Origin of the sequence: Pseudomonas pseudonitroreducens, from assembly GCF_021603645.1 — a bacterium.
GTDB lineage: Bacteria > Pseudomonadota > Gammaproteobacteria > Pseudomonadales > Pseudomonadaceae > Pseudomonas > Pseudomonas pseudonitroreducens.
In genome coordinates this window covers 48466-74592 of sequence record NZ_BQHJ01000005.1, presented here as the reverse complement: position 1 = coordinate 74592, position 26127 = coordinate 48466, and the positions used below count along the sequence as shown (strand labels likewise).

Annotated in this window: 22 protein-coding genes; 10 read left to right on the top strand and 12 right to left on the bottom strand. The window is 67.1% G+C overall.

Annotated elements, in window-relative coordinates; translation table 11 throughout:
* Positions 1-243 precede the first annotated feature (243 nt).
* From L6D89_RS13470 to L6D89_RS13445, 6 genes are all read left to right on the top strand, one after another.
* A complete protein-coding gene (locus L6D89_RS13470; RefSeq protein ID WP_236200056.1) occupies positions 244-1893 on the top strand; it encodes a VRR-NUC domain-containing protein in 1650 nt (549 codons plus the stop codon).
* Positions 1890-4205 carry an ATP-dependent DNA helicase gene (locus tag L6D89_RS13465; RefSeq protein WP_236200055.1) on the top strand — a complete coding sequence of 772 codons (2316 nt, stop codon included), beginning with the start codon at positions 1890-1892 and terminating at the stop codon, positions 4203-4205. Before L6D89_RS13470 ends, L6D89_RS13465 begins: the two co-directional genes overlap by 4 nt.
* Positions 4206-4814: 609 nt before the next feature.
* A complete protein-coding gene (gene imuA / locus L6D89_RS13460) occupies positions 4815-5429 on the top strand; it encodes a translesion DNA synthesis-associated protein ImuA (protein ID WP_236200054.1) in 615 nt (204 codons plus the stop codon).
* A 7-nt stretch (positions 5430-5436) separates the two neighbouring features.
* The gene (locus L6D89_RS13455; RefSeq protein ID WP_236200053.1) at positions 5437-6846 is read left to right on the top strand and encodes a Y-family DNA polymerase; all 1410 of its coding nucleotides are present in this window, start codon (positions 5437-5439) and stop codon (positions 6844-6846) included.
* Positions 6843-9935, top strand: a complete 3093-nt coding sequence (locus tag L6D89_RS13450) for an error-prone DNA polymerase (RefSeq protein WP_236200052.1) — start codon at positions 6843-6845, stop codon at positions 9933-9935. Before L6D89_RS13455 ends, L6D89_RS13450 begins: the two co-directional genes overlap by 4 nt.
* Before the next feature lie 55 nt (positions 9936-9990).
* On the top strand, positions 9991-10749 hold the full coding sequence (locus L6D89_RS13445) for a hypothetical protein (protein ID WP_236200051.1): 759 nt from the start codon (positions 9991-9993) through the stop codon (positions 10747-10749).
* 176 nt (positions 10750-10925) lie between these two features.
* Here L6D89_RS13445 and L6D89_RS13440 read toward each other — a convergent pair whose 3' ends face one another.
* A complete protein-coding gene (locus tag L6D89_RS13440) occupies positions 10926-11300 on the bottom strand; it encodes a hypothetical protein (RefSeq protein ID WP_236200050.1) in 375 nt (124 codons plus the stop codon).
* A gap of 110 nt (positions 11301-11410) precedes the next feature.
* Between L6D89_RS13440 and L6D89_RS13435 the strand changes: the two genes are divergently transcribed.
* Together L6D89_RS13435 and lysA are read left to right on the top strand one after the other, a co-directional pair.
* The gene (locus L6D89_RS13435) at positions 11411-12346 is read left to right on the top strand and encodes a LysR family transcriptional regulator (RefSeq protein WP_236173604.1); all 936 of its coding nucleotides are present in this window, start codon (positions 11411-11413) and stop codon (positions 12344-12346) included.
* 79 nt (positions 12347-12425) lie between these two features.
* Positions 12426-13670 (top strand): diaminopimelate decarboxylase, encoded by a 1245-nt coding sequence (gene lysA / locus L6D89_RS13430; protein WP_236200049.1) that lies wholly within the window; start codon positions 12426-12428, stop codon positions 13668-13670.
* A gap of 178 nt (positions 13671-13848) precedes the next feature.
* On the opposite strand, the gene L6D89_RS13425 is transcribed toward lysA, so the two are convergent.
* On the bottom strand, positions 13849-14286 hold the full coding sequence (locus tag L6D89_RS13425) for an Lrp/AsnC family transcriptional regulator (protein WP_197698111.1): 438 nt from the start codon (positions 14284-14286) through the stop codon (positions 13849-13851).
* Between the two features lie 227 nt (positions 14287-14513).
* Between L6D89_RS13425 and L6D89_RS13420 the strand changes: the two genes are divergently transcribed.
* Positions 14514-16196 carry a flavin monoamine oxidase family protein gene (locus tag L6D89_RS13420; protein ID WP_236200048.1) on the top strand — a complete coding sequence of 561 codons (1683 nt, stop codon included), beginning with the start codon at positions 14514-14516 and terminating at the stop codon, positions 16194-16196.
* 92 nt (positions 16197-16288) lie between these two features.
* The gene (locus tag L6D89_RS13415) at positions 16289-17077 is read left to right on the top strand and encodes a carbon-nitrogen hydrolase family protein (protein ID WP_236200047.1); all 789 of its coding nucleotides are present in this window, start codon (positions 16289-16291) and stop codon (positions 17075-17077) included.
* Positions 17078-17327: 250 nt separating this feature from the next.
* Here the strand turns inward: L6D89_RS13415 and L6D89_RS13410 are convergent, their stop codons facing one another.
* The 10 genes from L6D89_RS13410 to L6D89_RS13365 form a co-directional block, all read right to left on the bottom strand.
* On the bottom strand, positions 17328-17699 hold the full coding sequence (locus L6D89_RS13410; RefSeq protein ID WP_236200046.1) for a cytochrome c3 family protein: 372 nt from the start codon (positions 17697-17699) through the stop codon (positions 17328-17330).
* The gene (locus L6D89_RS13405) at positions 17696-18400 is read right to left on the bottom strand and encodes a ferric reductase-like transmembrane domain-containing protein (protein WP_236200045.1); all 705 of its coding nucleotides are present in this window, start codon (positions 18398-18400) and stop codon (positions 17696-17698) included. The genes L6D89_RS13410 and L6D89_RS13405 overlap by 4 nt, the downstream gene beginning before the upstream one ends.
* Before the next feature lie 619 nt (positions 18401-19019).
* Positions 19020-19970 (bottom strand): PDR/VanB family oxidoreductase, encoded by a 951-nt coding sequence (locus tag L6D89_RS13400; RefSeq protein WP_236200044.1) that lies wholly within the window; start codon positions 19968-19970, stop codon positions 19020-19022.
* A 298-nt stretch (positions 19971-20268) separates the two neighbouring features.
* Positions 20269-21009, bottom strand: coding sequence for an SDR family NAD(P)-dependent oxidoreductase (locus L6D89_RS13395; RefSeq protein WP_236200043.1), 741 nt, complete (start codon positions 21007-21009; stop codon positions 20269-20271).
* A 10-nt stretch (positions 21010-21019) separates the two neighbouring features.
* Positions 21020-21517 carry an aromatic-ring-hydroxylating dioxygenase subunit beta gene (locus L6D89_RS13390; RefSeq protein WP_236200042.1) on the bottom strand — a complete coding sequence of 166 codons (498 nt, stop codon included), beginning with the start codon at positions 21515-21517 and terminating at the stop codon, positions 21020-21022.
* On the bottom strand, positions 21514-22797 hold the full coding sequence (locus L6D89_RS13385) for an aromatic ring-hydroxylating oxygenase subunit alpha (protein ID WP_236200041.1): 1284 nt from the start codon (positions 22795-22797) through the stop codon (positions 21514-21516). The genes L6D89_RS13390 and L6D89_RS13385 overlap by 4 nt, the downstream gene beginning before the upstream one ends.
* A 10-nt stretch (positions 22798-22807) precedes the next feature.
* Positions 22808-23959 carry an amidase gene (locus L6D89_RS13380; RefSeq protein ID WP_236200040.1) on the bottom strand — a complete coding sequence of 384 codons (1152 nt, stop codon included), beginning with the start codon at positions 23957-23959 and terminating at the stop codon, positions 22808-22810.
* Positions 23956-24456 carry a nuclear transport factor 2 family protein gene (locus tag L6D89_RS13375; RefSeq protein ID WP_373874949.1) on the bottom strand — a complete coding sequence of 167 codons (501 nt, stop codon included), beginning with the start codon at positions 24454-24456 and terminating at the stop codon, positions 23956-23958. The genes L6D89_RS13380 and L6D89_RS13375 overlap by 4 nt, the downstream gene beginning before the upstream one ends.
* 3 nt (positions 24457-24459) lie before the next feature.
* Positions 24460-24831, bottom strand: a complete 372-nt coding sequence (locus L6D89_RS13370; protein ID WP_017516776.1) for a hypothetical protein — start codon at positions 24829-24831, stop codon at positions 24460-24462.
* A gap of 22 nt (positions 24832-24853) precedes the next feature.
* Entirely contained in the window at positions 24854-26005 is a 1152-nt protein-coding gene (locus L6D89_RS13365; protein WP_236200039.1) for an acyl-CoA dehydrogenase family protein, read from the bottom strand.
* Positions 26006-26127: the final 122 nt, after the last annotated feature.

The window sequence follows — 26127 nt, the reverse complement described above, 5'->3', positions numbered from 1 at the left end:
ATGGTGTGGAGCGAAGCGATACCCATCGATTCCGAGCACCCGCCGCATGGGTATCGCTTCGCTCCACCCATCCTACAGAGCTGATGCCGCTGCTCCTGAAGGAGCGGGTCATGCCCGCGATCGCGCCCATGGGACGCTCCTACAGAAAACCCCGACATCTCCCGATGAAAGGCCGCCAGAACCCTTGCGGCCAAGCCCCCATCGCGCCATCCTTGGCACTGTATGTAAAACCAGTGCCCGCCGATGTCCGCGCCGCTCGACCCCAGCCTCTACTACCTGACCAACTTCCACCGCGCCCTCGACTGGATCGACGAACGCTACGCCGACCTGCTCGACGCCGAGGAAGCCCGCTTCATCACGGACTTCCGCACGCTGCCGCGGCCCTCGCGGGCGCTGCTGGTGCGGTTGGTGATGCGCAAGGGACCGCACTTTCGCGCCGGCAAGCTGAGCTATGCCGAGATCGGCGATATCCCCGAAGCCGCCGCACCGCTGCTGGAGCTGGGCTGGCTGGCCGACGACTACCCGCTGACACTGGACGAACTGCTGCCGCTGCTGCTCAAGGACGAACTGCTCGCGCGCTTCCGCGACGACCTGCCACGCGCCTCGCTGAAGAAGGCCGAGCTCTACGAGCACCTGTACGCCTATCACCAGCAGGTGCAGCCGTTCGAAAGCTGGTATCCGGATCTCGACCGCCTCTACACCCTGATGGCGACGCCACTGTGCGACCGCCTGCGCCTGCTGTTCTTCGGCAACCTGCAGCAGGACTGGTCCGAGTTCGTGCTCGCCGACCTCGGCATCTTCCGCTACGAAACCGTCCCTTTCACCGCCGATTCCCGCGCCTTCCGCCGTCGTGACGAGCTGGAGGCCTACATCCACCTGTGGAACGGCGCCGTCCGCTTCGACGCTGGCGAGCCCATCGCCGACCTGCTGGCCGAACTGGGCGAGTTCCGCAGCGACAACGCCTACCTGCAAGCTCGCCACGCCCGCCTGTTGTACCGCATGGCCTATCAGCTGGAGCGTGAAGGCGAGCTGGACGCCGCCCTGGCGCTCTATCGGCAAACCTCCGCAGGTGGCTCGCGGCAGCGGCAGATCCGCGTGCTGGAACGCCTGCAGCGCTTCGATGAAGCGCATGCACTGGTCCAGGCCGCACTGACCGCGCCGGAAAGCGACGGCGAGCTGCAGCTTGTGGAGCGCGCGCTGACACGACTGGTCCGCCAACTCGGGCTACCGAAGGAAAAAGCGGCCAAGCCCGTACCGCCGTTGCGTATCGACCTGGAACTGCCGCGCCCCGACGTCAACGTCGAATTCGCCGTGCAATCCGTGCTCCACGAGGAAGAAGCACCGGTGCACTACGTGGAGAACGCACTGGTCTGCAGCCTGTTCGGCCTGCTCTGCTGGGACGTGATCTTCGCCCCGCTGCCCGGCGCCTTCTTCCACCCCTTCCAGGCCGGGCCGAGCGATCTGTATCGCGGCGATTTCGTCAGCCGCCGCGCCGAGGCCTTCGCCGCACGCCTGGCACTGCTGGACAGCGACGCCTATCTGGCGGCGATCCGTGAAACCTACATGGCCAAGCACGGCATCCTCTCGCCCTTCGTGCACTGGGAGCTGCTCGACGAGAGTCTGCTGGCGCAGGCCTTGCACTGCCTGCCGGCCGCGCACCTGAAGCTGTGGTTCGCGCGCCTGCTGGCCGACCCCAAGGCCAACCGCGCCGGCATGCCCGACCTGATCCAGTTCTGGCCCGGCGAGGCGCGCTACCGGATGATCGAAGTGAAAGGCCCCGGCGACCGCCTGCAGGATAATCAGAAGCGCTGGCTGGCCTTCTGCGCCGAGCACGGCATGCCGGTGGAAGTCTGCTACGTGCGCTGGCAGGGCGAGGCGGACGAAAGCCAATGAGCTACGCCGTCGCCGTGCGCGCGCTGTGCGAATTCACCGCCAAGGAAGGTGACCTCGACCTGCGCTTCACCCCCGCGCCCACTGCCCAGGAAGGCATGGCCGGGCACGCCACGGTGGTCTCGCGCCGGGGCCTGGGCTATATCGCCGAGCTACCGCTGCGCGGCGAGTATCCGGGGCTGGTGGTCAGCGGCCGCGCCGATGGCTACGACCCCGAAGCCAACCTGCTGGAAGAGATCAAGACCCACCGCGGCGACGTCGCGCGCATCCCGCAGAACCACCGGCTGCTGCACTGGGCACAGGTGAAGGTGTACGGCTGGCTGCTGTGCCAGACGCTGGAGATCGACGCCATCGATCTCGCCGTCGTCTACTTCAACGTCATCACCCAGAAGGAAACGCTATTCCGCGAGCGCTTCGCCGCCGATGACCTGCGCACCTTCTTCGAGCTGCAATGCAGCCGCTTCGTGAAATGGGCCGAGCAGGAAAGCGCCCACCGCGTCGAGCGCGACCAGGGCCTGGAGGCGCTGCGCTTCCCCTACGCGGACTTCCGCCAGGGCCAGCGCATGCTCGCCGAATCGGTATTCCGCGCCGCCCGCGACGGCCAGACGCTGATGGCCCAGGCCACCACCGGCATCGGCAAGACCCTCGGCACCCTGTTCCCGCAGCTCAAGGCCTTCCCCGGGCAGAAGCTCGACCGCTTGTTCTTCCTCACCGCCAAGACCCCCGGCCGGCGCCTGGCCCTCGACGCCCTGGCGACCCTGCGCCAGCAGGACGCCGCGCAGCCCTTGCGCGTGCTCGAACACGTCGCCCGCGACAAGGCCTGCGAACACCCGGACAAATCCTGCCACGGCGACTCCTGCCCCTTGGCCAAGGGTTTCTACGACCGTCTGCCCGCCGCCCGCGAGGCCGCGCTCAAGCAGCGCTGGCTGACCCAGGAAGCACTGCGTGACGTGGCGCTGCAGCACCAGGTCTGCCCCTACTACCTGAGCCAGGAACTGTGCCGCTGGGCCGACGTGGTGGTGGGTGACTACAACTACTACTTCGACATGAGCGCCCTGCTCTACGGCCTTACCGTACTCAACGACTGGAAGGTCACCCTGCTGGTGGACGAGGCGCACAACCTCATCGAGCGCGGCCGCGGCATGTACAGCGCCGAGCTCGACCAGTCCGAGTTCAACGCCCTGCGCAAGGTCGCCCCGGCCGGGCTGAAAGGCGTGCTGGAGCGCGTCGGCCGGCACTGGAACCAGATGCACCGCGACCAGGAGGTCGACTACCAGATCTACCCGACGGTGCCCGACCTGTTCATCGCCGCGCTGCAGAAGGCCGTCAGCGCCATCACCGACCACCTCACCGACCAGCCCACCGGCAACGAGGCCGAACTGCTGCGCTTCTACCTCGACGCCATGCTGTTCTGCCGGCTGGCCGAAGCCTACGGGCCGCACTCGCTGTTCGACATCACCCGCCACGACGGCAGCGGCCTGCGCACGCTCTCCACCCTGTGCCTGCGCAACGTGGTGCCGGCGCCCTTCCTCGAACCGCGCTTCGAGGCGGCCCACAGCACCACGCTGTTCTCCGCCACGCTGAACCCGGCCAATTACTACGCCGACCTGCTCGGCCTGCCGGAAGACACCACCTGGCGCGAAGTGGAATCGCCCTTCCGCGCCGAGCAACTGGAAGTCCACGCGCTGAGCAACCTGTCCACCCGCTACCAGCACCGCGAGGCCAGCCTGTCGCCGATCAGCACGCTGATGGCGCGGCAGTTCCGCGCACGCCCCGGCAACTACCTGGCGTTCTTCAGCAGCTACGCCTACCTGCAGCAGGCGCTGGAGCGCTTCGCCGCCGAGCACCCGGATATTCCGCGCTGGGTGCAGTCGCGCAGCATGAACGAGATCGAGCGCCAGGCCTTCCTCGACCGCTTCACCCCGCACTCGCAGGGCATCGGCTTCGCCGTGCTCGGCGGCGCCTTCGGCGAAGGCATCGACCTGCCGGGCGATCGCCTGATCGGCGCCTTCATCGCTACGCTGGGCCTGCCGCAGGTGAACGAGGTCAACGAGGAGATCAAGCAGCGCATGCAGGGCATGTTCGGCGACGGCTACGACTACACCTACCTGTTCCCCGGCCTGCAGAAGGTCGTCCAGGCGGCCGGCCGGGTGATCCGCACGCCGACGGATTCGGGGGTGATTTACCTGCTCGATGATCGATTCAACCAGCCCGCCGTGCGGCGGTTGTTGCCGGGGTGGTGGAAGCCGCAGCGGCTGAAGTTCGTTGCCGACCCGCCGCGTTCGAAGGAGCCGCAGGGGTATCTGTTGCTGTAGGCCCGCGCAGTTCTCCTCCTTGCTTGGCTTTATGCCGTGGGGTTCGCGAGCAAGCTCGCTCCTACGAAGAGCACTCCGAGTATCCCTGTAGGAGCGAGCTTGCTCGCGAACCCGCCCGATGCCGGCCCTGCCGGCCAATCGTGGACATGGTCTGCTCTTACTAAATTTTGCACGCCATACCGCTTTGGCCTTGGCTCTTGAAGTCTTCCAGAGAAACGTCCACACACGCCGAACGCCCCTTTCAACGAGGGAATTTTTCGCTTAAGCGAAAAACCGGATGGAGGGGCAAGACCTTTGGTTACTTTGCGTCGTTTGGCAAAGTGACTCGCCCGAGGGGGCGAAACAGGAAGCCTGCGCGCACTCCGCGCGCGACGCGGGAAACAAAAGCGCGAGGCACACACATCGTGGACGGAGTCCGCTCCTGCAGAAAGCTCGCCAGCGCACCCAGCCCCATCCAGACCAACCGCCATTGACGGCGCCACCCCACCGGATAAACTGTACATCCATACAGTTATTTCCGAGCAAACCCATGCAATACCCACCCATCCTTCGCCCCCGGCCCTCCTGCCGGGCGCATGAGCGTCGCCGCTCGCCGGCCAGGAGGCCGTGATGGGCAGCGTGGTCGCGCTCGACACCCTGTTCCACCAGCGCCAGGTCTGGAAAGGCCAGCCCCAGGGCCTGCCACCCAGCCAGCAGCCCACCGGCCACGCCGTGCTGGACCAGGCCCTGCCCAGCGGCGGCTGGCCGGAAGCCGCGCTCAGCGAAATCCTCCTGGCCCAGGAAGGCGTCGGCGAACTTCAACTGGTCTGGCCGACCCTCGCCCGGCTCAGTGCAGCCGGCGAGCGCATCGTGCTGGTCGACCCACCCCATGTGCCCTACCCGGCAGCCTGGCAGGCGGCCAGTGTGCTGCTCGATCAACTGAGCATCGTCCGCGCCACAGGTCGAGATGCCCTCTGGGCCACCGAGCAATGCCTGCGCTCGGGCAGTTGCGGCGCCGTGCTGTGCTGGCCGCAGCAGGCCGACGACCGCGCCCTGCGCCGCCTGCAGGTGGCCGCCGAAACCGGGCAGACCCTGGCCATCGCCTACCGCTCGCAGCGTGAAGCGCTCAACCCATCGCCCGCCGCACTGCGCCTGGCGCTGGACGCCACCCCGGCACAGCTGCGCGTACTCAAGTGCCGTGGCGGGCTGGCGCCGGCGCGGCCCATCCCGTTGCCCTGGCACTGAGGCCGGCATGCTCTGGGCCTGCATTCTCCTGCCGCAACTGGCGATGGACGGCGCGCTCCGTGGCCGTCCCGAGCCGGGCGCCGCTCTGGCGCTGCTCGCTGGGCCGTCGCAACGCCGTGTGCTGCAAGCGGTGAACCCGGCGGCACGGGCGCTGGGGCTCAAGCCCGGCCAGTCGCTCAGCGCCGCCCAGGCCCTGAGCCGCGATTTCGAAACCGCAGAGTACGACCTGGGCGAAGTGCAGCGCTGGCAGGACCTGCTGGCCGCCTGGGCCTATGGCTTCAGCTCGCAGGTCAGCCAGCACTACCCGCGTGCGCTGCTGCTGGAAGTGCAATCCAGCCTGCAACTGTTCGGCCCCTGGCCACACTTCGAGGCGCGGCTGCGTGAGGAGTTGAGCGCCCTGGGCTTCCGCCACCGCATTACCGCCGCACCCAACCCGGCCGCCGCGCGCATCCTCGCCAATGGCCACGATGGCGTGGCGATCCACGACAACCAGCAACTGCGCCAGTACCTGGGCAGGATGCCGCTGGAGCGCCTGGGCCTGGAGCGCGACGCCGCCACCTCGCTGGGCCGCATGGGCCTGCGCAACCTGCAGCAACTGCTCGCCCTGCCGCGCGAGAGCCTGGCCCGGCGCTTCCCGCCGCAGGTACTGCGCCAGGTCGATACCCTGCTCGGCCAGCGCCCGCTGGCCCTGGAGTTCTACCGGCCGCCGGACAGCTTCGAGTCGCGCATCGAGCTGAACTTCGACGTGGAATCCACCCAGGCCCTGCTCTTCCCGCTGCGCCGCCTGACCGCTGACCTCAGCGCCTTCCTCGCCGGGCGCGACAGCGGCGTGCAGCGCTTCGTCCTGCACCTGGAGCACCACGACGCCCCGGACACCCAGATGCCGGTGGGCCTGCTCAGCGCCGAGCGCGAAGCGGCGATGCTCTTCGAGCTGAGCCGTGGCCGCCTGGAGCAATTGCAACTGCGCGCCCCGGTGCACAGCGTGCGGCTACTGGCCGAAGACCTGCCGCCCTTCGTGCCGCAACACCGCGAGCTGTTCGACGACCGCCCGCAGCAATCCCAACCCTGGGAACAACTGCGCGAACGCCTGCGCGCTCGATTGGGCGACGACGCCGTGCACAGCCTCGGCGGCCTCGCCGACCATCGCCCGGAGCGCGCCTGGCAAGGCAATGCCACGCCACACCTGCCCATTGCCGAGGTCCCGCGCCCCGGCTGGTTGCTGGCAGAACCGCAACCGCTGAGCGAGTTCGCCCCGACTTTGCTGGCCGGGCCTGAACGCATCGAATCCGGCTGGTGGGACGGCGAGGACATCCGCCGCGACTACTACCAGGTACGCACCCGCAGCGGGCAGCGCGCCTGGGTGTTTCGCCCGGTGGGTGACGACGGTCCGTTGCTGCTGCACGGCTGGTTCGCATGAACGCGCCGGATGAAGGCCCCGGCTACGCCGAGCTGCACTGCCTGTCCAACTTCAGCTTCCAGCGCGGCGCCTCCAGCGCCGCCGAGCTGTTCGAGCGGGCGAAGAAGCTCGGCTACCGCGCCCTGGCGATCACCGACGAATGCAGCCTGGCCGGCATCGTCCGCGCCTGGCAGGCGTCGAAGGAAACCGAGATTCCCCTGATCACCGGCAGCGAACTGAGCATCGAGCAGGGCCCGAAGCTGGTGCTGCTGGCGGAGAACCTCACTGGCTACGAAAACCTCTGCCGCCTGCTCACCCATGCCCGCCGTCGCGCCGAGAAAGGCAGCTACCGTCTGGTGCGCGCGGACTTCGACGGCAACCTCGAGCACCTGCTGGCGATCTGGCTGCCGCGAGACGACCAGGACGTTGACGGCCTGTGGCTGCGCGAACGCTTCCCCGAGCGCCTGTGGCTGGGCGTCGAACTGCACAAGGGCCCGGACGACGCCGGCAAGCTGTGCCGCCTGCGCGAACAGGCCACGCGTCTGGCCATCCCCGCCGTGGCCTGCGGCGACGTGCACATGCACGCCCGTGGCCGCCGCGCCCTGCAGGACTGCATGACCGCCATCCGCCAGCACCTGCCGGTGCACGAGGCCGGACAGTACCTCTATCCCAACGGCGAGCGACATCTGCGAACGAAGGAGGCGCTGGCGGCGATCTATCCGGCCGAGTTGCTGGCGGAGACGCTGAAGATCGCCGAGCGCTGCAGCTTCAATCTCGGTCAACTGGATTATCAGTATCCGCGCGAGCTGGTTCCCGAAGGCCACACGCCCACCACCTGGCTGCGGGAGAAGACCGAGGAAGGCATCCTGTGCCGCTGGAAAGACGGCGCCAATGCCGCCGTCCGCCAGCGTGTCGAGGATGAGCTCGCGCTGATCGCCGAGCTTAAGTACGACAGCTACTTCCTCACGGTCTACGACATCGTCGCCTTTGCCCGCAGCCAAAGCATTCTCTGCCAGGGACGCGGCTCGGCGGCCAACTCGGTGGTCTGCTTCGCCCTGGGCATCACCGAGCTGGACCCGACTCGCGAGCACGTGCACCTGCTGTTCGAACGCTTCATCTCCCGCGAGCGCAACGAGCCGCCGGACATCGACGTCGACTTCGAGCACGACCGCCGCGAGGAAGTCATCCAGTACGTGTTCCGCCGCTATGGCCGCACGCGCGCCGCGCTCACCGCCGTGGCCAGTACCTACCGTGGCGCCGGCGCGGTGCGTGACGTAGCCAAGGCGCTGGGATTGCCGCCGGATCAGGTCGGCGCGCTGGCCGACTGCTGCGGTGCCTGGAGCCGCGAAGCGCCGCACACCGACCGCCTGCGCGAAGCCGGCTTCGATCCGGAGAGCCCGATCCTGCGGCGAGTGCTGGCGCTGACCGGGCAATTGGTCGGTTTCCCCCGGCACCTGTCGCAGCACCCCGGCGGTTTCGTCATTTCCCAGCAACCGCTGGAAACCCTGGTGCCGGTGGAAAACGCCGCCATGCCCGAGCGCACCCTGATCCAGTGGGACAAGGACGACCTCGACGCCGTCGGTCTGCTCAAGGTCGATGTGCTCGCTTTGGGGATGCTCAGTGCCCTGCGCCGCTGCTTCAACCTGATCGCCGACTATCGCGGCAAGCACTGGACCCTCGCCACCCTGCCGCAGGAGTGCAAGGAGACCTACGCGATGATCAGCCGCGCCGACACCGTGGGCGTGTTCCAGATCGAGTCCCGCGCGCAGATGGCCATGCTGCCGCGCCTGCGACCCGAGACGTTCTACGATCTGGTGATCGAAGTCGCCATCGTCCGTCCCGGCCCGATCCAGGGCGACATGGTGCATCCCTACCTGCGCCGGAGGAACAAGGAAGAGCCGGTCGTCTATCCCTCCGAGGAACTCAAGCCAGTATTCGAGCGCACCCTCGGCGTGCCGCTGTTCCAGGAACAGGTGATGCAACTGGCGATCATCGCCGCCGAATACACGCCCGGCGAAGCCGACCACCTGCGCCGCTCCATGGCCGCCTGGAAACGCCACGGCGGCCTGGAGCCGCACCGCCAACGGCTATTCGAACGCATGACCGCCAAGGGCTACGAGCAGGAGTACATCGCGCGCATCTTCGAACAGATCAAGGGCTTCGGCAGCTACGGTTTCCCCGAATCCCACGCCGCCAGCTTCGCCCTGCTTACCTACGCCAGCTGCTGGCTGAAATGCCACGAGCCGGCGGCCTTCACCTGCGCACTGATCAACAGCTGGCCCATGGGTTTCTACAGCCCCGACCAGTTGCTGCAGGATGCCCGCCGCCATGGCCTGGAGATTCGCCCGGTGGACGTGCGCCACAGCCACTGGGACTGCACCCTGGAACCCATCGCCGAACGCCAGCCGGCGATCCGCCTCGGTTTGCGCATGGTGCGCGGGCTGCGTGAAGAAGTCGCCGATGCCATTGCCCAGGCCCGCGAGCAACGCCCCTTCGCCGATGCCGCCGACCTCTGCCTGCGCGCCCACCTGGATAACCGCGCCCGCGAGCAACTGGCCGACGCCGGCGCCCTGCGTGGCCTCGCCGGCCACCGGCACAAGGCGCGCTGGGCGATCGCCGGGGTCGAGCCGCAACTGCCGCTGTTCGCCGGCCAGGTCACCGAAGAAGCACCGGTCAGCCTGCCGCTGCCCAGCCGTGGCGAAGACCTGCTCACCGACTACGCGACCCTCGGCACCACCCTCGGCCCACACCCCATGACCCTGCTGCGCGGCGCCCTCAGGGCCCGCCGCTGCCGCAGCTCGCGGGACCTGTTCAAGCTCGAAGCTGATCGCCCGGTGCGCGTCGCCGGCCTGGTGGTCGGCCGGCAACGGCCGGGGACGGCCAGCGGCGTCACCTTCGTCACCCTCGAAGACGAGTTCGGCATGATCAACGTGATCGTCTGGCGCGACCTTGCCGAACAGCAGCGCCGCCCCTTCCTCAGCGCCCGCCTGATGCAGGTGGACGGCACCCTGGAAGCCAAGGACGGCGTGCGCCATGTGATCGCCGGGCGGCTGACGGATTTGAGCGGATTGCTGGAAGGGCTGGATGTGCGCAGCCGGGATTTCCACTAGCCACCGGCTCGCAGCGGTATCATGTGCCCCAGTCATGCAAACCCTGGATGGACCCATGAAATCGAACGGACGCTCGCTGCTCTCCCTGCTTTTCGCCGCTCTCGCCAGTACCGCCCAAGCCGCCGACACCACGCTGCCCGCCGGGGAATACCTGGCCAAGGGCGGCTGGGGCAGCCTGATCATCCAGAAGGCTGTCAATGGCCAGCAGAGCTTCAGCCTCGAATCCCTCGGCGCTAACGGCCATTCCTGCTCGCTGGACGGCAGCATCCGCAACGGCGAAGCCAACCTGCGCGAGGACTGGCAGGAAGGCGTCTGCAACGTGAAGTTCAAGCTGCAGAGCAACGGCATCGAGGTCGACAACGAGCAGAACGAGAGCTGCCGGGGCTATTGCGGCGCCCGTGCCAGCTTCGGCGGCAGCTACCTGAAGCCGGCAGCCGGCTGCAGCACTGCGGCCCTGCGCCAGACCCGCAATCGCTTCAAGAGGCTCTATGACAGCAAGGACTACGCCGGCGCCGAGCGCCTGCTCGCTCCGCTGCTGAGCGACTGCAAGGCCACCCTCCACTGGCTGGAGGAACTCGCTACCCGCAACGACCTGGCCCTGACCCAGGCCAAACTCGGCCAGGGCAAGGCTTGCCGCAGCACGCTGGAGTCGATGATCGAGGATGCCAAGCGCTACAGCGGCCCCCAGGAGGACAACACGGCCATCTGCGACAGCGGCGATCGCTACCTGCCCCCGGCAGATTGCGACGGCTACCTGCGACAGGTCCGCGCCGCCAAGACCAACCTAGGCTGGTGCGAACGCGCCGGGGGTTGATCCCCCAAGGCGGCGGATAACGCTTGAGGCGTTATTCGCCCTGCAAAGTCCGGCGGCGCCAGGAAGTCTCGCAGGAATACTGCTTCGTAGGATGGCGTGGAGCGCAGCGATACCCATCAGTTCCCTGCACCAACCGCATGAGTATCGCTGCGCTCCACCCATCCTACCGGGAGCGCTCAGCCTCCCAGCAGGTAGATGACCAGCTCGGCCACCGACAGCGAGAACAGGTACGGCCCGGTGAAGCCCGCCCAGATCAGCAGCGCGAAAGGCGTGTAGAGCACAACCAGTAACACGCGGGCGCGGCAGCTGCGGAGCATCAGCCAGAATATCTGCCCCAGCGCGAACAACGCACTGCACAGGACGGCGGGAACCAGGATGGCGTGGAAGCGGCCGTAATCGCTCAGCGCCCCGATATCACCGCCCAGCACCAGGAACATCGCCAGCGCCATGCCCGCCGCGGCGAGCGCCAGGGCCAGCGCAGCACCCGCCAGGACCCAGAACGCCAGACGTGCGAGTCCGGGTTCACCGGGCAAGGATCGTTCGCCTTCCATCAGCCTTGTCGCTCCTTTCAATGACGGCCCGACACTACACAACCCCGGCCGATTTGCCGAGACCGCGCGGACACCTTACGCTGCCGCCATCCCCCCTTCCGGCTCCGAGCATGATCAGCCTCCGCCATATCGAAGTCTTCCGCGCCGTCATGACTACCGGCAGCGTCACCCGTGCGGCGGCCTTCCTGCATACCAGCCAGCCCACCGTCAGCCGCGAGCTGGCGCGGCTGGAGCAACTGGTCGGCTTCGAGCTGTTCCTGCGCGAGCGCGGGCGGCTGGCGCCGACGGCGCGGGCGTTGATGCTGTTCGAGGAAGTGGAGCGCTCCTTCAGCGGACTGGAGCGCATCGTCGCCTTCGCCGGCAGCCTGGGGCAGTTCGCCGAGGGCAAGTTCTCCATCGGCTGCCTGCCGGCGCTATCCCAGGCGCTGCTGCCGGAAGCCTGCAGACGCTTCAGCCGGGAAAACCCGGCCATCAGCCTGGAAGTCGCGGCGCTGGAGTCGCCGCATCTGGAAGAGGCCCTGAGCGCCCAGCACCACGACATCGGTCTGATCGAGAACGACGACGCCCCGCGCGGCACCGAGCTGCAGCCGCTGCTGGCAGTGGACGAGGTGTGCATTCTCCCGGATGGCCACCCGCTGCTGGCCCGCGAGCGCCTGGAAGCAACGGATTTCGCCGGCCAGCCCTTCGTCAGCCTGGCCACCAGCGACCGCTATCGGCACCTGATCGACGCGGTATTCCTCGGCGCCGGCGTGCAGCGGCAGATGCAGGTGGAAACCCACAGCGCCGTCTCGGTGTGCAGCATGGTCCGCGCCGGACTGGGCCTGGCCGTGGTCAACCCGATCACCGCGCTGATGTTCCAGGGCCAGGGCATCCAGCTGCGCCCGCTGGCGTTCTCGCTGCCGTTCCAGGTGAGCGTGGCGAAGCCGCTGTACCGCCCCGCTACGCCGCTGCGCGAGCGCTTCGTCGCGGCACTTCAGGCAGAAGCTGGCGTGCTGGTGCAGCGCCTGCGCGAAGCCGGCGTGGGCTGCACCCTATATCAAAAATGAATTGACCGAATAACAAGCGGCATTATTCAACCAGACAAAGGCCCGGTAGACTAGCGGCATCTACTTTCGGAGCCCATTCATGACTTCCCTCGCCCTGCCCCGCGCCGAACAGCTCGCCCTGCAATTCGGCACCCCGCTGTGGATCTACGACGCCGCCACCATCCGCAGCCAGATCGAGCGTCTGAAGAGCTTCGATATCATCCGCTTCGCCCAGAAGGCCTGCTCCAACCTGCACATCCTGCGCCTGATGCGCGAACAGGGGGTGAAGGTCGACGCCGTTTCCCAGGGCGAACTGCTGCGCGCCCTGGCCGCTGGCTACTCGTGCCGCGAGGATGAATCCGAGATCGTCTTCACCGCCGACCTGCTGGACCGCACCACGCTGGAAACCGTGGTCGAGCACGGCATTCCGGTGAACGCCGGCTCCATCGATATGCTCCGCCAGCTGGGCGAAGTCGCCCCCGGCCACCCGGTGTGGCTGCGCATCAACCCCGGTTTCGGCCACGGCCACAGCAACAAGACCAACACCGGCGGCGAACACTCCAAGCACGGTATCTGGCACAGCGACCTGCGCGCCGCCCTGGACGTGATCCGCGAGCGCGGCCTGCGCCTGGTCGGCCTGCACATGCACATCGGCTCGGGCGTCGACTACGGCCACCTGGCCCAGGTCGGCGAAGCCATGCTCGGCCTGGTGCAGCAGGTGAAGGACGCCGGCCACGACCTGTCCGGCATCTCCGCCGGCGGCGGCCTGTCCATCCCCTACCGCGCCGGCGACCCGGAAGTGGACACCGCGCATTACTTCCAGCTGTGGGACAAGGCGCGCAACGCCGCCGAAGCCGTGGTCGGTCACACGCTGCACCTGGAGATCGAACCGGGCCGCTACCTGGTTGCCCAGTCCGGTTGCCTGCTCAGCGAAGTCCGCGCCACCAAGGATGCCGGCCGCAACCACTTCGTCCTGGTGGACGCCGGCTTCAACGAGCTGATGCGCCCGTCCATGTATGGCAGCTACCACGGCATCCGCGTACTGGCCGGCGATGTGGCCAGCCGCGAGGTGATCGACACCGTGGTGGCCGGCCCGCTGTGCGAGTCCGGCGACGTGTTCACCCAGGGTGACGGCGGCGTGGTCATCCCCCGCGCCCTGCCGCGCGCCCAGGTCGGCGACCTGCTGCTGATCGAGGATACCGGCGCGTATGGCGCGTCCATGTCGTCGAACTACAACAGCCGTCCGCTGATCGCCGAAGTGCTGCTGGAAGGCACCGAAGCCAGGCTGATCCGCCGCCGCCAGCGCGTGGAAGAGCTGCTGGCGCTGGAAGAAGACCTGGGCTGATCGCTCCGTAAGATCAAATGCCCCTCACCCTAACCCTCTCCCGCAAGCGGGAGAGGGGACCGTTCGGTACAGGATGAAACCAAGGCGTCAGCCGGCACGGTCTGCCCCCTCTCCCTCCGGGAGAGGGCTGGGGTGAGGGGAAACCGCCGGCACGTACTTCCAGCAAGAGAAACGCCCCTCACCGATCGATGCGCGTCGACAGAATGATCGACGACATCGTCCGCTCTACCCCGTCCAGCGCGCCAATGCGGTCCAGCACCGCATCCAGGTCGCGGATCGACAGCGCCTCGACGATCACGATCATGTCGAAGTTGCCGCTCACCGAATGCAGTGTCTTCACCTCGGCGATCTTCTCCAGCGCCTGCACCACCTGGTGTGACAATTTCGGCAGCGCCGTCACCAGCACGTGGGCGCGCACCAGCGACTGCGCGTAGCTATCCGACACCTTGATCGAATAGCCACTGATGATGCCCTGCTGCTCCAGCCGCTCGATACGGCTCTGAACCGTGGAGCGCGATACGCCAAGCTTGCGCGCTAGCTCGGAGATCGACTCGCGGGCGTTGGCGCGCAGCAGGTTCAATAAGGCCGCATCGGCGTTTTTCGTCATATTGCTCATTGTATTGATCAATCTGCCTGAATACTCTCGCCAATCTTGCAGATTGTCAGGTTCATTTCAACGACGGCCTTTGCAATAGTGGACGCCACGGCGAGCCCTCACAGCTCGCCATTTCTTTGCCAGCGCGCCATCCATCGACTGGCCTCTGCGGGCCGCAGAAAGCCTTGCCAAGCTGGTGCTACAAGCCGGCACGCCGCGTACGTCGAAAAAATAGAAGGGAGCCTCCAATGCATAAGAACCGCCATCCCCACACCCCCGGCAAGAAACCGGTGACCATCTTCGGCCCTGACTTCCCCTTCGCCTTCGACGACTGGATCGAGCACCCCGCCGGCCTGGGCAGCATCCCGGCCGAGCAGCACGGCCAGGAAGTGGCCATCGTCGGCGCCGGCATTTCCGGGCTGGTGGCGGCCTACGAGCTGATGAAGATGGGCCTGAAGCCCGTCGTCTATGAAGCCTCGAAGATGGGCGGCCGCCTGCGTTCGGAGACCTTCGAAGGCGCCGACGGCATCATCGCCGAGCTGGGCGGCATGCGCTTCCCGGTGTCCAGCACCGCCTTCTACCACTACGTCGACAAGCTCGGCCTGGAAACCCGGCCCTTCCCCAACCCGCTGACCCCGGCCTCGGGCAGCACCGTGGTCGACCTGGAAGGCACCAGCCACTACGCGGAGAAGATCGACGACCTGCCGGAAATCTTCCGCGAAGTCGCCCAGGCCTGGGCCGACGCGCTGGAAGACGGCGCGCGCTTCTCCGAGATCCAGGAGGCCATCCGCGAGCGCGACACGGTCAAGCTCAAGGCCCTGTGGGACGAGCTGGTGCCCAAGTGGGACGACCGCACCTTCTACGACTTCGTCGCCAGCTCCAAGGCCTTCTCCCGGCTGTCCTTCCAGCACCGCGAAATCTTCGGCCAGGTCGGCTTCGGCACCGGCGGCTGGGACTCGGACTTCCCCAACTCCATGCTGGAAATCTTCCGCGTGGTGATGACCAACTGCGACGACCACCAGCATCTGGTCGTAGGCGGTGTCGAGCAGGTACCGCGCGGCATCTGGAGCCACGTGCCGGAAAACTGCGCGCACTGGCCGGCCGGAACCTCCCTGGCCTCGCTGCACAACGGCGCACCGCGCCCGGGCGTGAAGAAGATCGCCCGCGCCACCGATGGCACCTTCGCCGTCACCGACTACTGGGGCGATACCCGCCACTACGCGGCCGTTCTGGCGACCTGCCAGACCTGGCTGCTGACCACCCAGATCGAATGCGAGGAAGCGCTGTTCTCGCAGAAGATGTGGATGGCCCTGGACCGCACCCGCTACATGCAATCCTCGAAGACCTTCGTGATGGTCGACCGGCCTTTCTGGAAGGACAAGGACCCGCAGACCGGCCGCGACGTGATGAGCATGACCCTCACCGACCGCCTCACCCGCGGCACCTACCTGTTCGACAACGGCGACGACAAGCCGGGGGTGATCTGCCTGTCCTACTCCTGGATGAGCGACGCCATGAAGATGCTCCCGCACCCGGTGGAGAAGCGCGTGCAGCTGGCCCTGGACGCACTGAAGAAGGTCTACCCGAAGGTCGACATCGCCGGGCACATCATCGGCAACCCGATCACCGTATCCTGGGAGGCCGACCCGCACTTCCTCGGCGCCTTCAAGGGCGCGCTGCCGGGCCACTACCGCTACAACCAGCGCATGTACGCGCACTTCATGCAGGACGACATGCCCGCCGAGCAGCGCGGCATCTTCATTGCCGGTGACGATGTGTCCTGGACCCCGGCCTGGGTGGAAGGCGCGGTGCAGACCTCGCTGAACGCTGTGTGGGGCATCATGAAGCACTTCGGCGGTGCCACCCATCCGCAGAACCCCGGCCCTGGCGATCGCTTCGCCGAGCTTGGCCCGATGGTGCTGCCGGATTGATTCATTCCACTCAGTGAAGAGCGGCTCGCGCAGGGCCGGGTTCAGGTGCAAACTGCCTGGTCCCGGCCTTGCGCATTTCGAAGGAGAACACCATGTACCTCGCCCTCTACCAGTGCCCGCCCGGCCCCGAAGACGTCGCCGGCAACCTGCAGCGTCTGGAGCAGGCTGCCCGGCAGGCGGTGCAGAACGGTGCGGACCTGCTGGTGCTGCCGGAGATGTTCCTGTCCGGCTACAACATCGGCGCTAAACGCGTCGCGGAGCTGGCGGAAAGCGCCGACGGCCCCTCCGCCCGGCGCATCGCCGAGATCGCCCAATCCAACAAGCTCGGCATTCTCTACGGCTACCCGGAGCGCGACAGCAACGGCGCCATCTTCAACAGCGTGCAGCTGATCGACCGCCAGGGCGAACGCCGCGCCAACTACCGCAAGACCCACCTCTACGGTGATCTCGACCGCAGCCAGTTCAGCGCTTCCGACGAGCCGCCGGCGATCTTCGAGCTGGACGGCTGGAAGATCGGCCTGCTGATCTGCTTCGACGTGGAGTTCCCCGAGGCCGTGCGCACTCTGGCGCTGGCAGGCGCGGATATCGTGCTGGTGCCCACCGCCAACATGCGCCCCTACGAGTTCGTCGCCCAGGTGCTGGTACCGACCCGCGCCTACGAGAACCAGGTGTTCCTCGCCTACGCCAACTATGTCGGCAGCGAAGGCGAGATCGAGTACTGCGGCTTGAGCAGCATCGTCGCCCCGGATGGCCAGGTGCTGACCAAGGCCAAGCACAGCGAGGAACTACTGGTAGCCGAGCTGGACCCGCAACGCATCGCCCTGGCACGCGAGGGGTACAGCTATGTGCACCTGCGGCGACCGGTGCTGTATCGCAACTGAAGAAAAGCCCGGCATCACGCCGGGCTTTCTCTATCGGCGCTGCAACTTCTCTTGCAGGAGCAAGAACCAGGCGTCCCCACGCTCCCACAATTCGGCACTCCGGATGACTCCGTAGGATGGGTGGAGCGCAGCGATACCCATGCTGTTAAGTGCAGGACACGATGGGTATCGCTGCGCTCCACACCATCCTACAAAGAAGGTCTCGACTTGCCGCTTCGCAGGAAAGATAACGACCCAGGCGTTATGCGCCCTACGGGTTGAGTTTCCCCGTCGAATCACGGTGGCACGCCTGGCAGCTGCGCACTGGGCCGCTGGCGTGGAAGGCCTGCAATCGTTCGAGGTGGCAGCTCTGGCACAGCTGATGGAAATCCGCCTCGATACGCACCGCCAGCGCCGGGCTCTGCTTGTGGCAGAGAATGCAGGTGCGGTTGCCGGAGACCGAAGGCGACTGGTCCTTGTAGTCGTGGTGACAGGTGATGCAGTTCACCGAGGCGTGCGGCTCGTGGGGGAAGGCCAACGGCATCAGCGGCCGGCTGCGTTGCCAATGCCCGTGGGCGAACCACGCTCCCACCGACAGCGCCACGACTGAAACAAGCAAAAGCCCGATCCAGACTCGCTTCATAGCGGCAGCTCCAGGTTCGCCAGCAGGCTGTAGAGCGCCGAAAGCCCGACGATCACACCGCTCGCTGCCAGCGCGAACCAGGTAGCCCTTTGCGCCGTGTTCCGCTGACGCCCGCTGATACCGTTGCCAGGTTTTGGCAAGCGCGGCCAGATCGCAGCCGCCAGCATCAGCACCACCAGCAGTGCGCCCTTCCAGATGCCACCGCTGTAGTACCCCGCGCCAAGCACGTGCACGGCCATCAGCAACAGGGCCAATAGACTACCGCCGTAATGCCAGCGGCGGAACGAAGCAGCGCTGCGGCTCCAGCGCGGGCGGACGCGGTTCAGGCTGGAGATCGCGAGCACCAGCATCAGGATCGCCGAAGCCAGCCCGGCGAGCATGTACCCGGGCGCGGAAGGCAGCAGGTCCTCGATCAGCAGTGGTTCATCGACCAGCAGCACGCCGATATGCACCAGCAGCAGCGCAACGGCGGCAAAGCCCAGGTCGCGGTGCAGGCGCAGGAAGAACTTGCCTTCATACAGCGGGCGCGGCTGCGGGCGGCCAGCGATGACGAACAGCAGCCCCAGCAGGCAGGCGCCGAGCAGCCCGGCAGCGTTGGCGAAATCCCAGGCATAGCCAAGCCCCGGCATGGCGCCGAGGCCGAGCAGGATGGCGACCGGCAGCAGGCAGCCGAGCGCCAGGCGCGCAATCAGCGCAGGCATGGGGATCTCCGATCGAAAGACTAGCGCCGGAGGCTAGCAATTGCCGGCGGCGCGCGAGTGTCGCTGCCTGCCAGACGAATTGCCAGCGCTGCCACCGCGCACCGACCTTATCCCGTAGGAGCGGACTCTGTCCGCGATGAGTTCCGGCGCGAGGAGGAATCTATCGCGGACAGAGTCCGCTCCTACGCAAAGCCCGCCCGAGTGCCGAGGAGCAATACGGATTAAGGGTCCAGCACCAACCGCGCCGACCGGTCCCGCGAGACACAGGCGCAGATCTGCTGTTGTAGGATGGGTGGAGCGCAGCGATACCCATGCTGCTGGCGCGCAGGCGGATTGATGGGTATCGCTGCGCTCCACGCCATCCTACGTAGAGCGATCCGGCTTACAGGTCCAGCACCAGTCGCGCCGGCCTGGCCCGCGAGATGCAGGCGCAGGCCTGCTGTTGTAGGAGCGAGCTTGCTCGCGAACGAAGTACCCCTGCGGCGCCGACATCAAGACGGTTCGCGAGCAAGCTCGCTCCTACATGATCCATGTCCGTGCGCAGCGATACCCATGCTGCTGGCGCGCAGATTGATGGGTATCGCTGCGCTCCACGCCATCCTACGCAGAGCGGTCCGGCTTACAGGTCGAGCACCAACCGCGCCGACCTGGCCCGCGAAACACAGGCACAGATCTGCTTGTTGGCGGCCTTCTCCTTGTTCGACAGGCAGTTGTCGCGGTGCTCCGGTTCGCCTTCCAGCACCTCGACGATGCAGGTGCCGCAGATGCCCTCGCGGCACTCGGTGTCGATGTCGCAGCCGTGGGCCTGCAGCACGTCCACCAGGGTCGAGTCCGCCGGTACGTGAAGCACCACGCCGGAGCTGGCCAATTCCACTTCGAAGGAACCCGCCGGCGCCGCGTTGGCGGCCGGGTCAGCCTGGAAGTGCTCCAGGTGGATGGCCTCTTCCGGGCGGCTGCGCGCGGCGATCTCCACCACCTTGGTCATGAACGGCGCCGGGCCGCAGGTATAGACGTGAGCGTGCTGCGGCGCGCGCGCCAGGCATTCGCCCAGCACGTTGTCCAGATCGGCGGGTTCTACGCCGTAATGCAGCTCGACCTTGCCAACAAAAGCCTCGCTGGCCAGCAGCTCGACGAAAGCCGCGTGCTCGGCGGAACGGGCGAAGTAGTGCAGGCGATAGGGCTCGCCCCTGGCGTTCAGCCGGTAGGCCATGCTCAGCAACGGCGTCACGCCGATACCCGCAGCGAATAGCACGTGCTCGCGGGCTTCCGGCGCCAGGCGGAACAGGTTGCGCGGCGCGCCGATGTCCAGCTCCGCGCCTTCCTGCACGTCGTGCAGGGCACTGGAGCCGCCACGGGACGCGCCCTCCTTCTTCACCGCCACCAGGTAGGCGGTGCGGTCGTCCGGCGGGCTGCACAGCGAATACTGGCGCGTCACCCCGGTGGGCCCGGTGACGTCGACGTGGGCGCCCGGCTCGTAGGCGTCGAACGGCTGGCCATCACAACGTACGAGACGCAGGGAACGGATGTCCTGCGCTTCCTCGACGATCCTTTCGATTCTGACTTTCATCATGGCGTTACCTGCAAGGCGTTGGGTGCGGGCTCTGTGGCCCCTTTCCCCGGCCTCTTTGTTACGAGCGGACGGGTGTTTCAGTCTTTCCGTGAAGAGAGTGTTTCGCCCTCTTCGCATGCATGGATTCGGCGCAAGGGCCCTGCCCTCACCCCGGCCCTGGCTGCGCGCCCCGCTCAGAGGGAGAGGGAGCCGAACGTGCCGGCTGACGCCGTGGTTTCATCCTGCTCCAAACAGTCCCCTCTCCCTCCGGGAGAGGGTTAGGGTGAGGGGCTTTCAGCCCTAGCGCCCGGACTCAACCTCAACGCATGAACAACCCACCATTGATATCCCAGCAGGCGCCGGTGACCGACCCGGCGTTCTCCGCACACAGCAGCAACACGCTGTCGGCGATGAAGGTCGGGTCGCCCAGGCGGCCGGCGGGGATGGTCTTGAGGATCTGTTCCAGACGCTCGGGCGCCACGCTTTCGTAGACCACCGGCAAGTCCAGCGGCCCCGGCGAGATGGCGTTGACGGTCACACCCTGCGCCGAGAGCTCGCGGGCGAACACCTTGGTCAGGGTCGCCACGCCACCCTTGGCCGCGGCGTAGTGGCCGCCAGTGGCAGTGCCGCCGTTCTGCCCGGCCAGCGAGGCGATGTTGACGATGCGGCCGAAGCCGCGCGCGGCGAAGTGCGTCCCGAACACCTGGCAGGCGACGAAGGTGCCGCGCAGGTTCACCGCCATGGAGGCGTCGAAGTCCTCCGGGCTGATGTCCATCAGTGCGGCCACCTTGGACATCCCGGCGTTGTTCACCAGGATGTCGGTGCCGCCCCAGCGCTCGGCGAGCACATCGCGGGCACGTTCGAAGTCGGCCTTCTCCCGTGCATCCAGCTTCAAGCCGAGGGCCGTGCGGCCCTCCGGGTCGAGCTCATCGGCCAAGCGCTGCACCGCCTCCTCGTTGAGATCGGCCAGCGCCACGCGCAGGCCGGCGGCGTGCAGGCGACGGGCGATGACTTCGCCCAGCCCGCGTGCGGCGCCGGTTACCAGGGCAACTCGTTGCATGGTGCGGCCCTCAGAGCAGGAAGCCGAGCGCGTTGAGCGCGTCTTCGGCGTTGATCAGGCGGATCACCTTGCGCTCCAGTCGAGGCTGGCCGTCGACGAAGCGGATGCGGTGGTTCAGGTCGGCAATGAACGGCGTCGCCACGCCACGCTTGTAGGCGTAGAGCACCTGCGCCGAGTTCACCTCGACCAGGTCGCCCGCCGCTTCCACCAGGGAAAAGCGCGAGATGGTGCGGACAGTCTTCGCCGCGTCCACCGCCGACGGCGAATGGCCGCCGGTGAGGCGTTCGATGCGCAGGGCGCGCATGCGCGCGTCGTCGAAGACGTAGTTCAGGCTGGCGGCGAAGTCGTCGCCCTCGGCGTCGATCGGCACCACGTAGATGCCGTCCTCGCTCCACAGCTGCGACCACTGCGCGTAGTCCTTGCGATCGAGCAGCTCGGCCTCGCGCCAGACGAATTCGATGGCCTTGGCCAGCGGGCCGGAGAAGCCGTTCAGGGTGTCGTTGCTCATTGGCTCATCATCCTTTTCCACATCTGGTACGCCTCGCGCATGCCGCCTTCGTCGGTGGCGTGGGAGACCTTGTCGCCGTTCTCGGCGACCACTTCGCGGTTGAGGCCGCGGTTGACCAGGATCGGCGCATCGACGCCCGCGTAGGAGCCACGCTGCACGCGGTCCCAGGCCTCGGCGTCATCCGGGCTGCCAAAGCCGAACGGGCCCTGGAAGTGCTCGTGGATGCGCATGCGTTCGCGGTTGGCGATTTCCGGGCCGCCGTCCATACCGAGGGCGACGTGGCGAATCTCGGTCTCGGTGACGGAGATCGGCCGCAGCACGCGGAAGAACGACATGGACATGGCCACGTTGGGGAACAGGTTGAGGTTGAAGCCGGCGCCATGCAGCGAGCGGACGATGCGGCGCACCTGCGCAGGCTCCATGGTCTTGGACAGTTCCTCGGTGACGTGGGCGAAGCGCTCCTGGAGCTGCTCGGTGCCGTCGTCGTGGTCGAGGTCGACGTGCTCAGGAACCATCACCATCACGCTGTGGCCGTTGCCCAGGGCGTGGGTCACCGCCTGCTCGTCGCTCATGAACGAGAGCATCTCTTCGGTCTCTTCATCCACCGAGGACATGAACGACTTGTGCACGATGGGGAAGTGGTAGCCGTCGGTGGTGTTTTCCAGCTGGATCTTCCAGTTGCCGCGGAAGGTGAACTTGTGTTCGCCCTGGGTCTTGATCGGGTAGCCGGCGCCCTGCTTCATGAACAGGTCCATCCAGTGCTTGGCCCCGCCGAGGAAGTCTTGCAGCGGCTCGATCTCGTCGTTGTAGGTGGCGAACACCATGCCGGCGTAGCTTTCCACACGCAGGCTGGTCAGCGGCAGCTCGGACTTGTCGAGGATGTCCTCGTAGCCGTCCGGGTACGGCAGCGCACGCAGCTTGCCGTCCAGCGCGTAGGACCAGCTGTGGTACGGGCAGGTGAAGCCGGTGGCGTTGCCCTTGTGCTTCTCGCAGACGGTGGCGCCACGGTGACGGCAGCGGTTTTCCAGGACGTTGATGTTGCCCTTCTTGTCGCGCACCACGATCACCGGGCGGCGGCCGACGCTGGTGGTCTTGAAGTCACCGGCGTTGCGCACTTCGCTTTCGTGGGCGACCCACACCCAGGTGCGGTAGAAGATCTTGTCCATCTCCGCTTCGAACAGTTGCGGGTCGTTGTACAGCGAGACATCGACGCGGTCGTCGCCGACCAGCTCTTCGACGCTGCGCGACCGGGCGATCAGCCGGTATTCGTGAGCGCTCATGCCCATCTCCTCATGCCGATTTCTTATGTTTTTGCGCAGGCCGCGTGGCGGCCAGGCTGTGTTCGAGTTTCGCGCCGAAGGCGCACACGCGTTCGTCGTCGCCCTTGCGGCCGACGATCTGCAGGCCGACTTTCAGCCCGCCGCAATCCAGGTCCACCGGCACGGTCAGCGCCGGGTGTCCGCTGAGGTTGAAAGGGCGCACCAGGGGCGTCATGCCGGCCACCGATTTGCCGTTGCGCGCATCGCTGAGCAGCGGCGGCAGGTCGGGCATGGTCGGCAGCAGCAGGACTTCGAGGTCCTCCAGCGCGGCGTCGATGGCGCGGGTGAAGTGCTCGCGCACTATCTCCGCCTCGGCGCGCTCGGCGTCGGTGGTGCGGCTGGCCAGCAGCAGGCGCTGCTCGACATCGGTGCCGATCAGGCCCTTGCCGGTCAGCGCCGCATAGGCGGCCCAGTTCTCGTGATTGATCACCACCAATCCGGCCTGGAAGGCCGCCTCGAACTCGCCGAGGAACAGATGGCTGCGGCGCCAGCCGGCGCGGTCGGCGGCGGCACCCAGGCAGGCCTGGATGTGCGGCGCGGACGGCACTTCGAGGAAGGCCACGCGGGCGCCCTCGCCCGGCAACTGCACGTTGCCGAAGCCGGGGCAGATGACCTGCATGGCGGCGATCAGGTCGGCCATGTTGGCGGCGAACGGGCCGACGCAATCCAGGCTGCTCTGTGCCGGATGGACGCCGTCGCGGCTGACGCGGCCGAACGTCGGCTTCAGCCCGGCAATACCACAGCAGGCCGCCGGCACGCGCACCGAACCACCGGTATCAGTGCCCAGCGCGATATCTGCCAAGCCTGCTGCCACGGCGGACGCGGAACCGCTGGAGGAACCGCCGGGCACGCGGTCCGGCGCCATCGGGTTGATCGGCGTGCCGGTCCAGTCATTGATGCCGGTGACGCCGAAGGCCAGTTCGTGGAGATTGGTCTTGCCGACGATCTGCCAACCGGCGTTCAGCACGGCGTCGACCACGAACGCGTTGCGCGTGGCCGGCGCGGCGTCGGCCAGCGCGCGGGTGCCACAGCGGGTCGGGTAGCCGGCGATGTCGATGCTGTCCTTGACCGCGACGCGCTTGCCGTCGCCGCCGAGAATGAATTCGCTAACGAAAGTGCTCATGAACGGCCCTCCCCTGCGCCACCCAGCGCGCGTTGCGAGAGGCGCTGGGTACGGAAATGACTGATCTGCCAGCGTCCGTCGATCTCGCGGAAATCGATGTCCAGGCGCGTGCCGAACAGCTCGGTGTGGCCCTCGGCATAGGTCGAGAGCTGCTGCATGATCCATTGCCCGCGCGCGGTGCGGCCGTCGACGCGGATCGACTCGCTGGTGAGGAAATGCAGGTTCAGCGTGAAGTGCGGCGACGGCGGCAGGTAGCCGAAGACGAACGCGGCGATCGCCTCGCGGCCCTGGTGATGGCCGAAGGTCTGCGCCGTGGTCGTGCCGATGCCTTCCCACACCGCGTCCTCGCTGAACAGCTCGGCCAGTTCGGTGATCGCCACCGGCGCGCGCGGCACGTCGCAGAGGTCCATGTAGCGGGCCATCAGCCTGCGCACCTGGCTTTCCCCTTCGAGGACCTCCAGGCGGCGGTTCAGCTCGGCCATGCTCAGGCTGCTCATGGCTCAGGTCCGCGCGGCTTCGGGGATGGTCAGCGGGCGGCCGATGCGTGCCTCGACCTTGGCGTACTTCCACAGGCTGTACTCGCCCACCGGGGTGGTGCGGAACAGGTTGCAGGCGTCGATCACGGTCTGGTGGCAATCGACGTCGGCCATGATGTAGACGGTCCACGGAGAGGTGGTGGACGGGCCGACCATCAGGCGGTCGTCATCCAGCACGCCGAGCACGTTCATGCCCGGCAGCGCGCCGAGGTCGCTCATCATTTGCGAGAAGCCTTTCCACACGGTGATGCCTTCACCGGTGGGCAGGTCAAAGAACGGCTGGGCGATGCCGATGCAGAACAGTACGCGCAAGGGTTCGGTGGTCGGACGGGTCATGCTTCGAGTCCTTGTTTTTATGTCAGATGTATCCGGGGAACGGCGGCACATCGAGCAGCACCGCACCGGCGCCGTCGTACATGCCATCGCTGAGGAAGGCGTGCTGGGTCACCACCATGGCATCGCGCAGGTAGCGCTGCAGCGGGTGGTTCAGGTAGATCGCCGTGGTGCCGGCCAGGCTGTAGGCGCGGCGCACCACGTCGGCGCCGGCGCGGGACACGTGCACGGCGGCCAGACGCAGCTGGCTGACCTGCTCGGGGCTGACGGCGTTGCCGGCGAGGATGGAATCCCAGACGGTCTCGGTGGCGTCGTAGAAGAAGCCGCGCGCGGCCTGCAGCTCAGCCTCGGCCTTGCCGATCTCGATGCGCACATAGGCGCGGTCGCCGAGCTTGGGCGCACCGGTCACGCCGCTGGAAGACGCCATACGGGTGATCTCGTCCAGCGCCGCGCGGGCCAGGCCGAGGTTGACCACGGCCAGTACCTGGGCGGCATAGGCGATGGTCGGGTAGCGATACAGCGGTTCGTCGATGTTCGATTCGCCGCCGCGAATGAACGTCCAGTCATCCGCAACGAAGGCGTTGTCCAGCTTCAGGTCGTGGCTGCCGGTGCCCTTGAGGCCGACCACGTTCCAGTTCTCGACGATCTCCACGTCCCTGGCGCGCAGCAGTGCGGTGCGCGGCTTGCCGCCCGGGCCACCGATGCCGATGCCGACGCCGAGCACGTCGGCGCCCTTGCAGCCGCTGGCGAATTTCCAGGTGCCGCTGACGCGCCAGCCGCCTTCGACCTGGGTGGCCGGCTGGATCGGGAACAGGCCGCCGGCGAACACCAGGTCCGGGCCATCGGCATAGAGTTCGGCGAGGGTGTGGCGCGGCAGCGCGGTGAGGTAGGTGCTGGCGCTGCCGAAGCTGGCCACCCAGCCGGCGGAGCCGTCGGCCTCGGCGATACGCTCGACCAGTTTCAGGAACTGCGCCGGCGGCAGTGCATCGCCGCCGAAGCAGCGCGGGGTCGCGGCGCGGTAGATGCCGACAGCGCGGAAGCGTTCGATCATGTCGCGGGGAACGTGGGAGCGAGTGTCGAATTCATCGCGGCGCTGGCGCACTTCATCGAGCACGCGCTGGAATTCGAGGGCACGACCGTCCGCATCGAGCGGTTCGGCGAGGGCGGCACGCAGCATGGCGGCATCTCCGGTTGTTCTTGTAAGGGCCGGCCCGTTCGATGCGGGCTGGTCGTCGTTGGGGCCAGTGTATGAACCGCCCTGCCCGCCCAACTATTGGGGCGTGCAGCCCCATGCCTAAA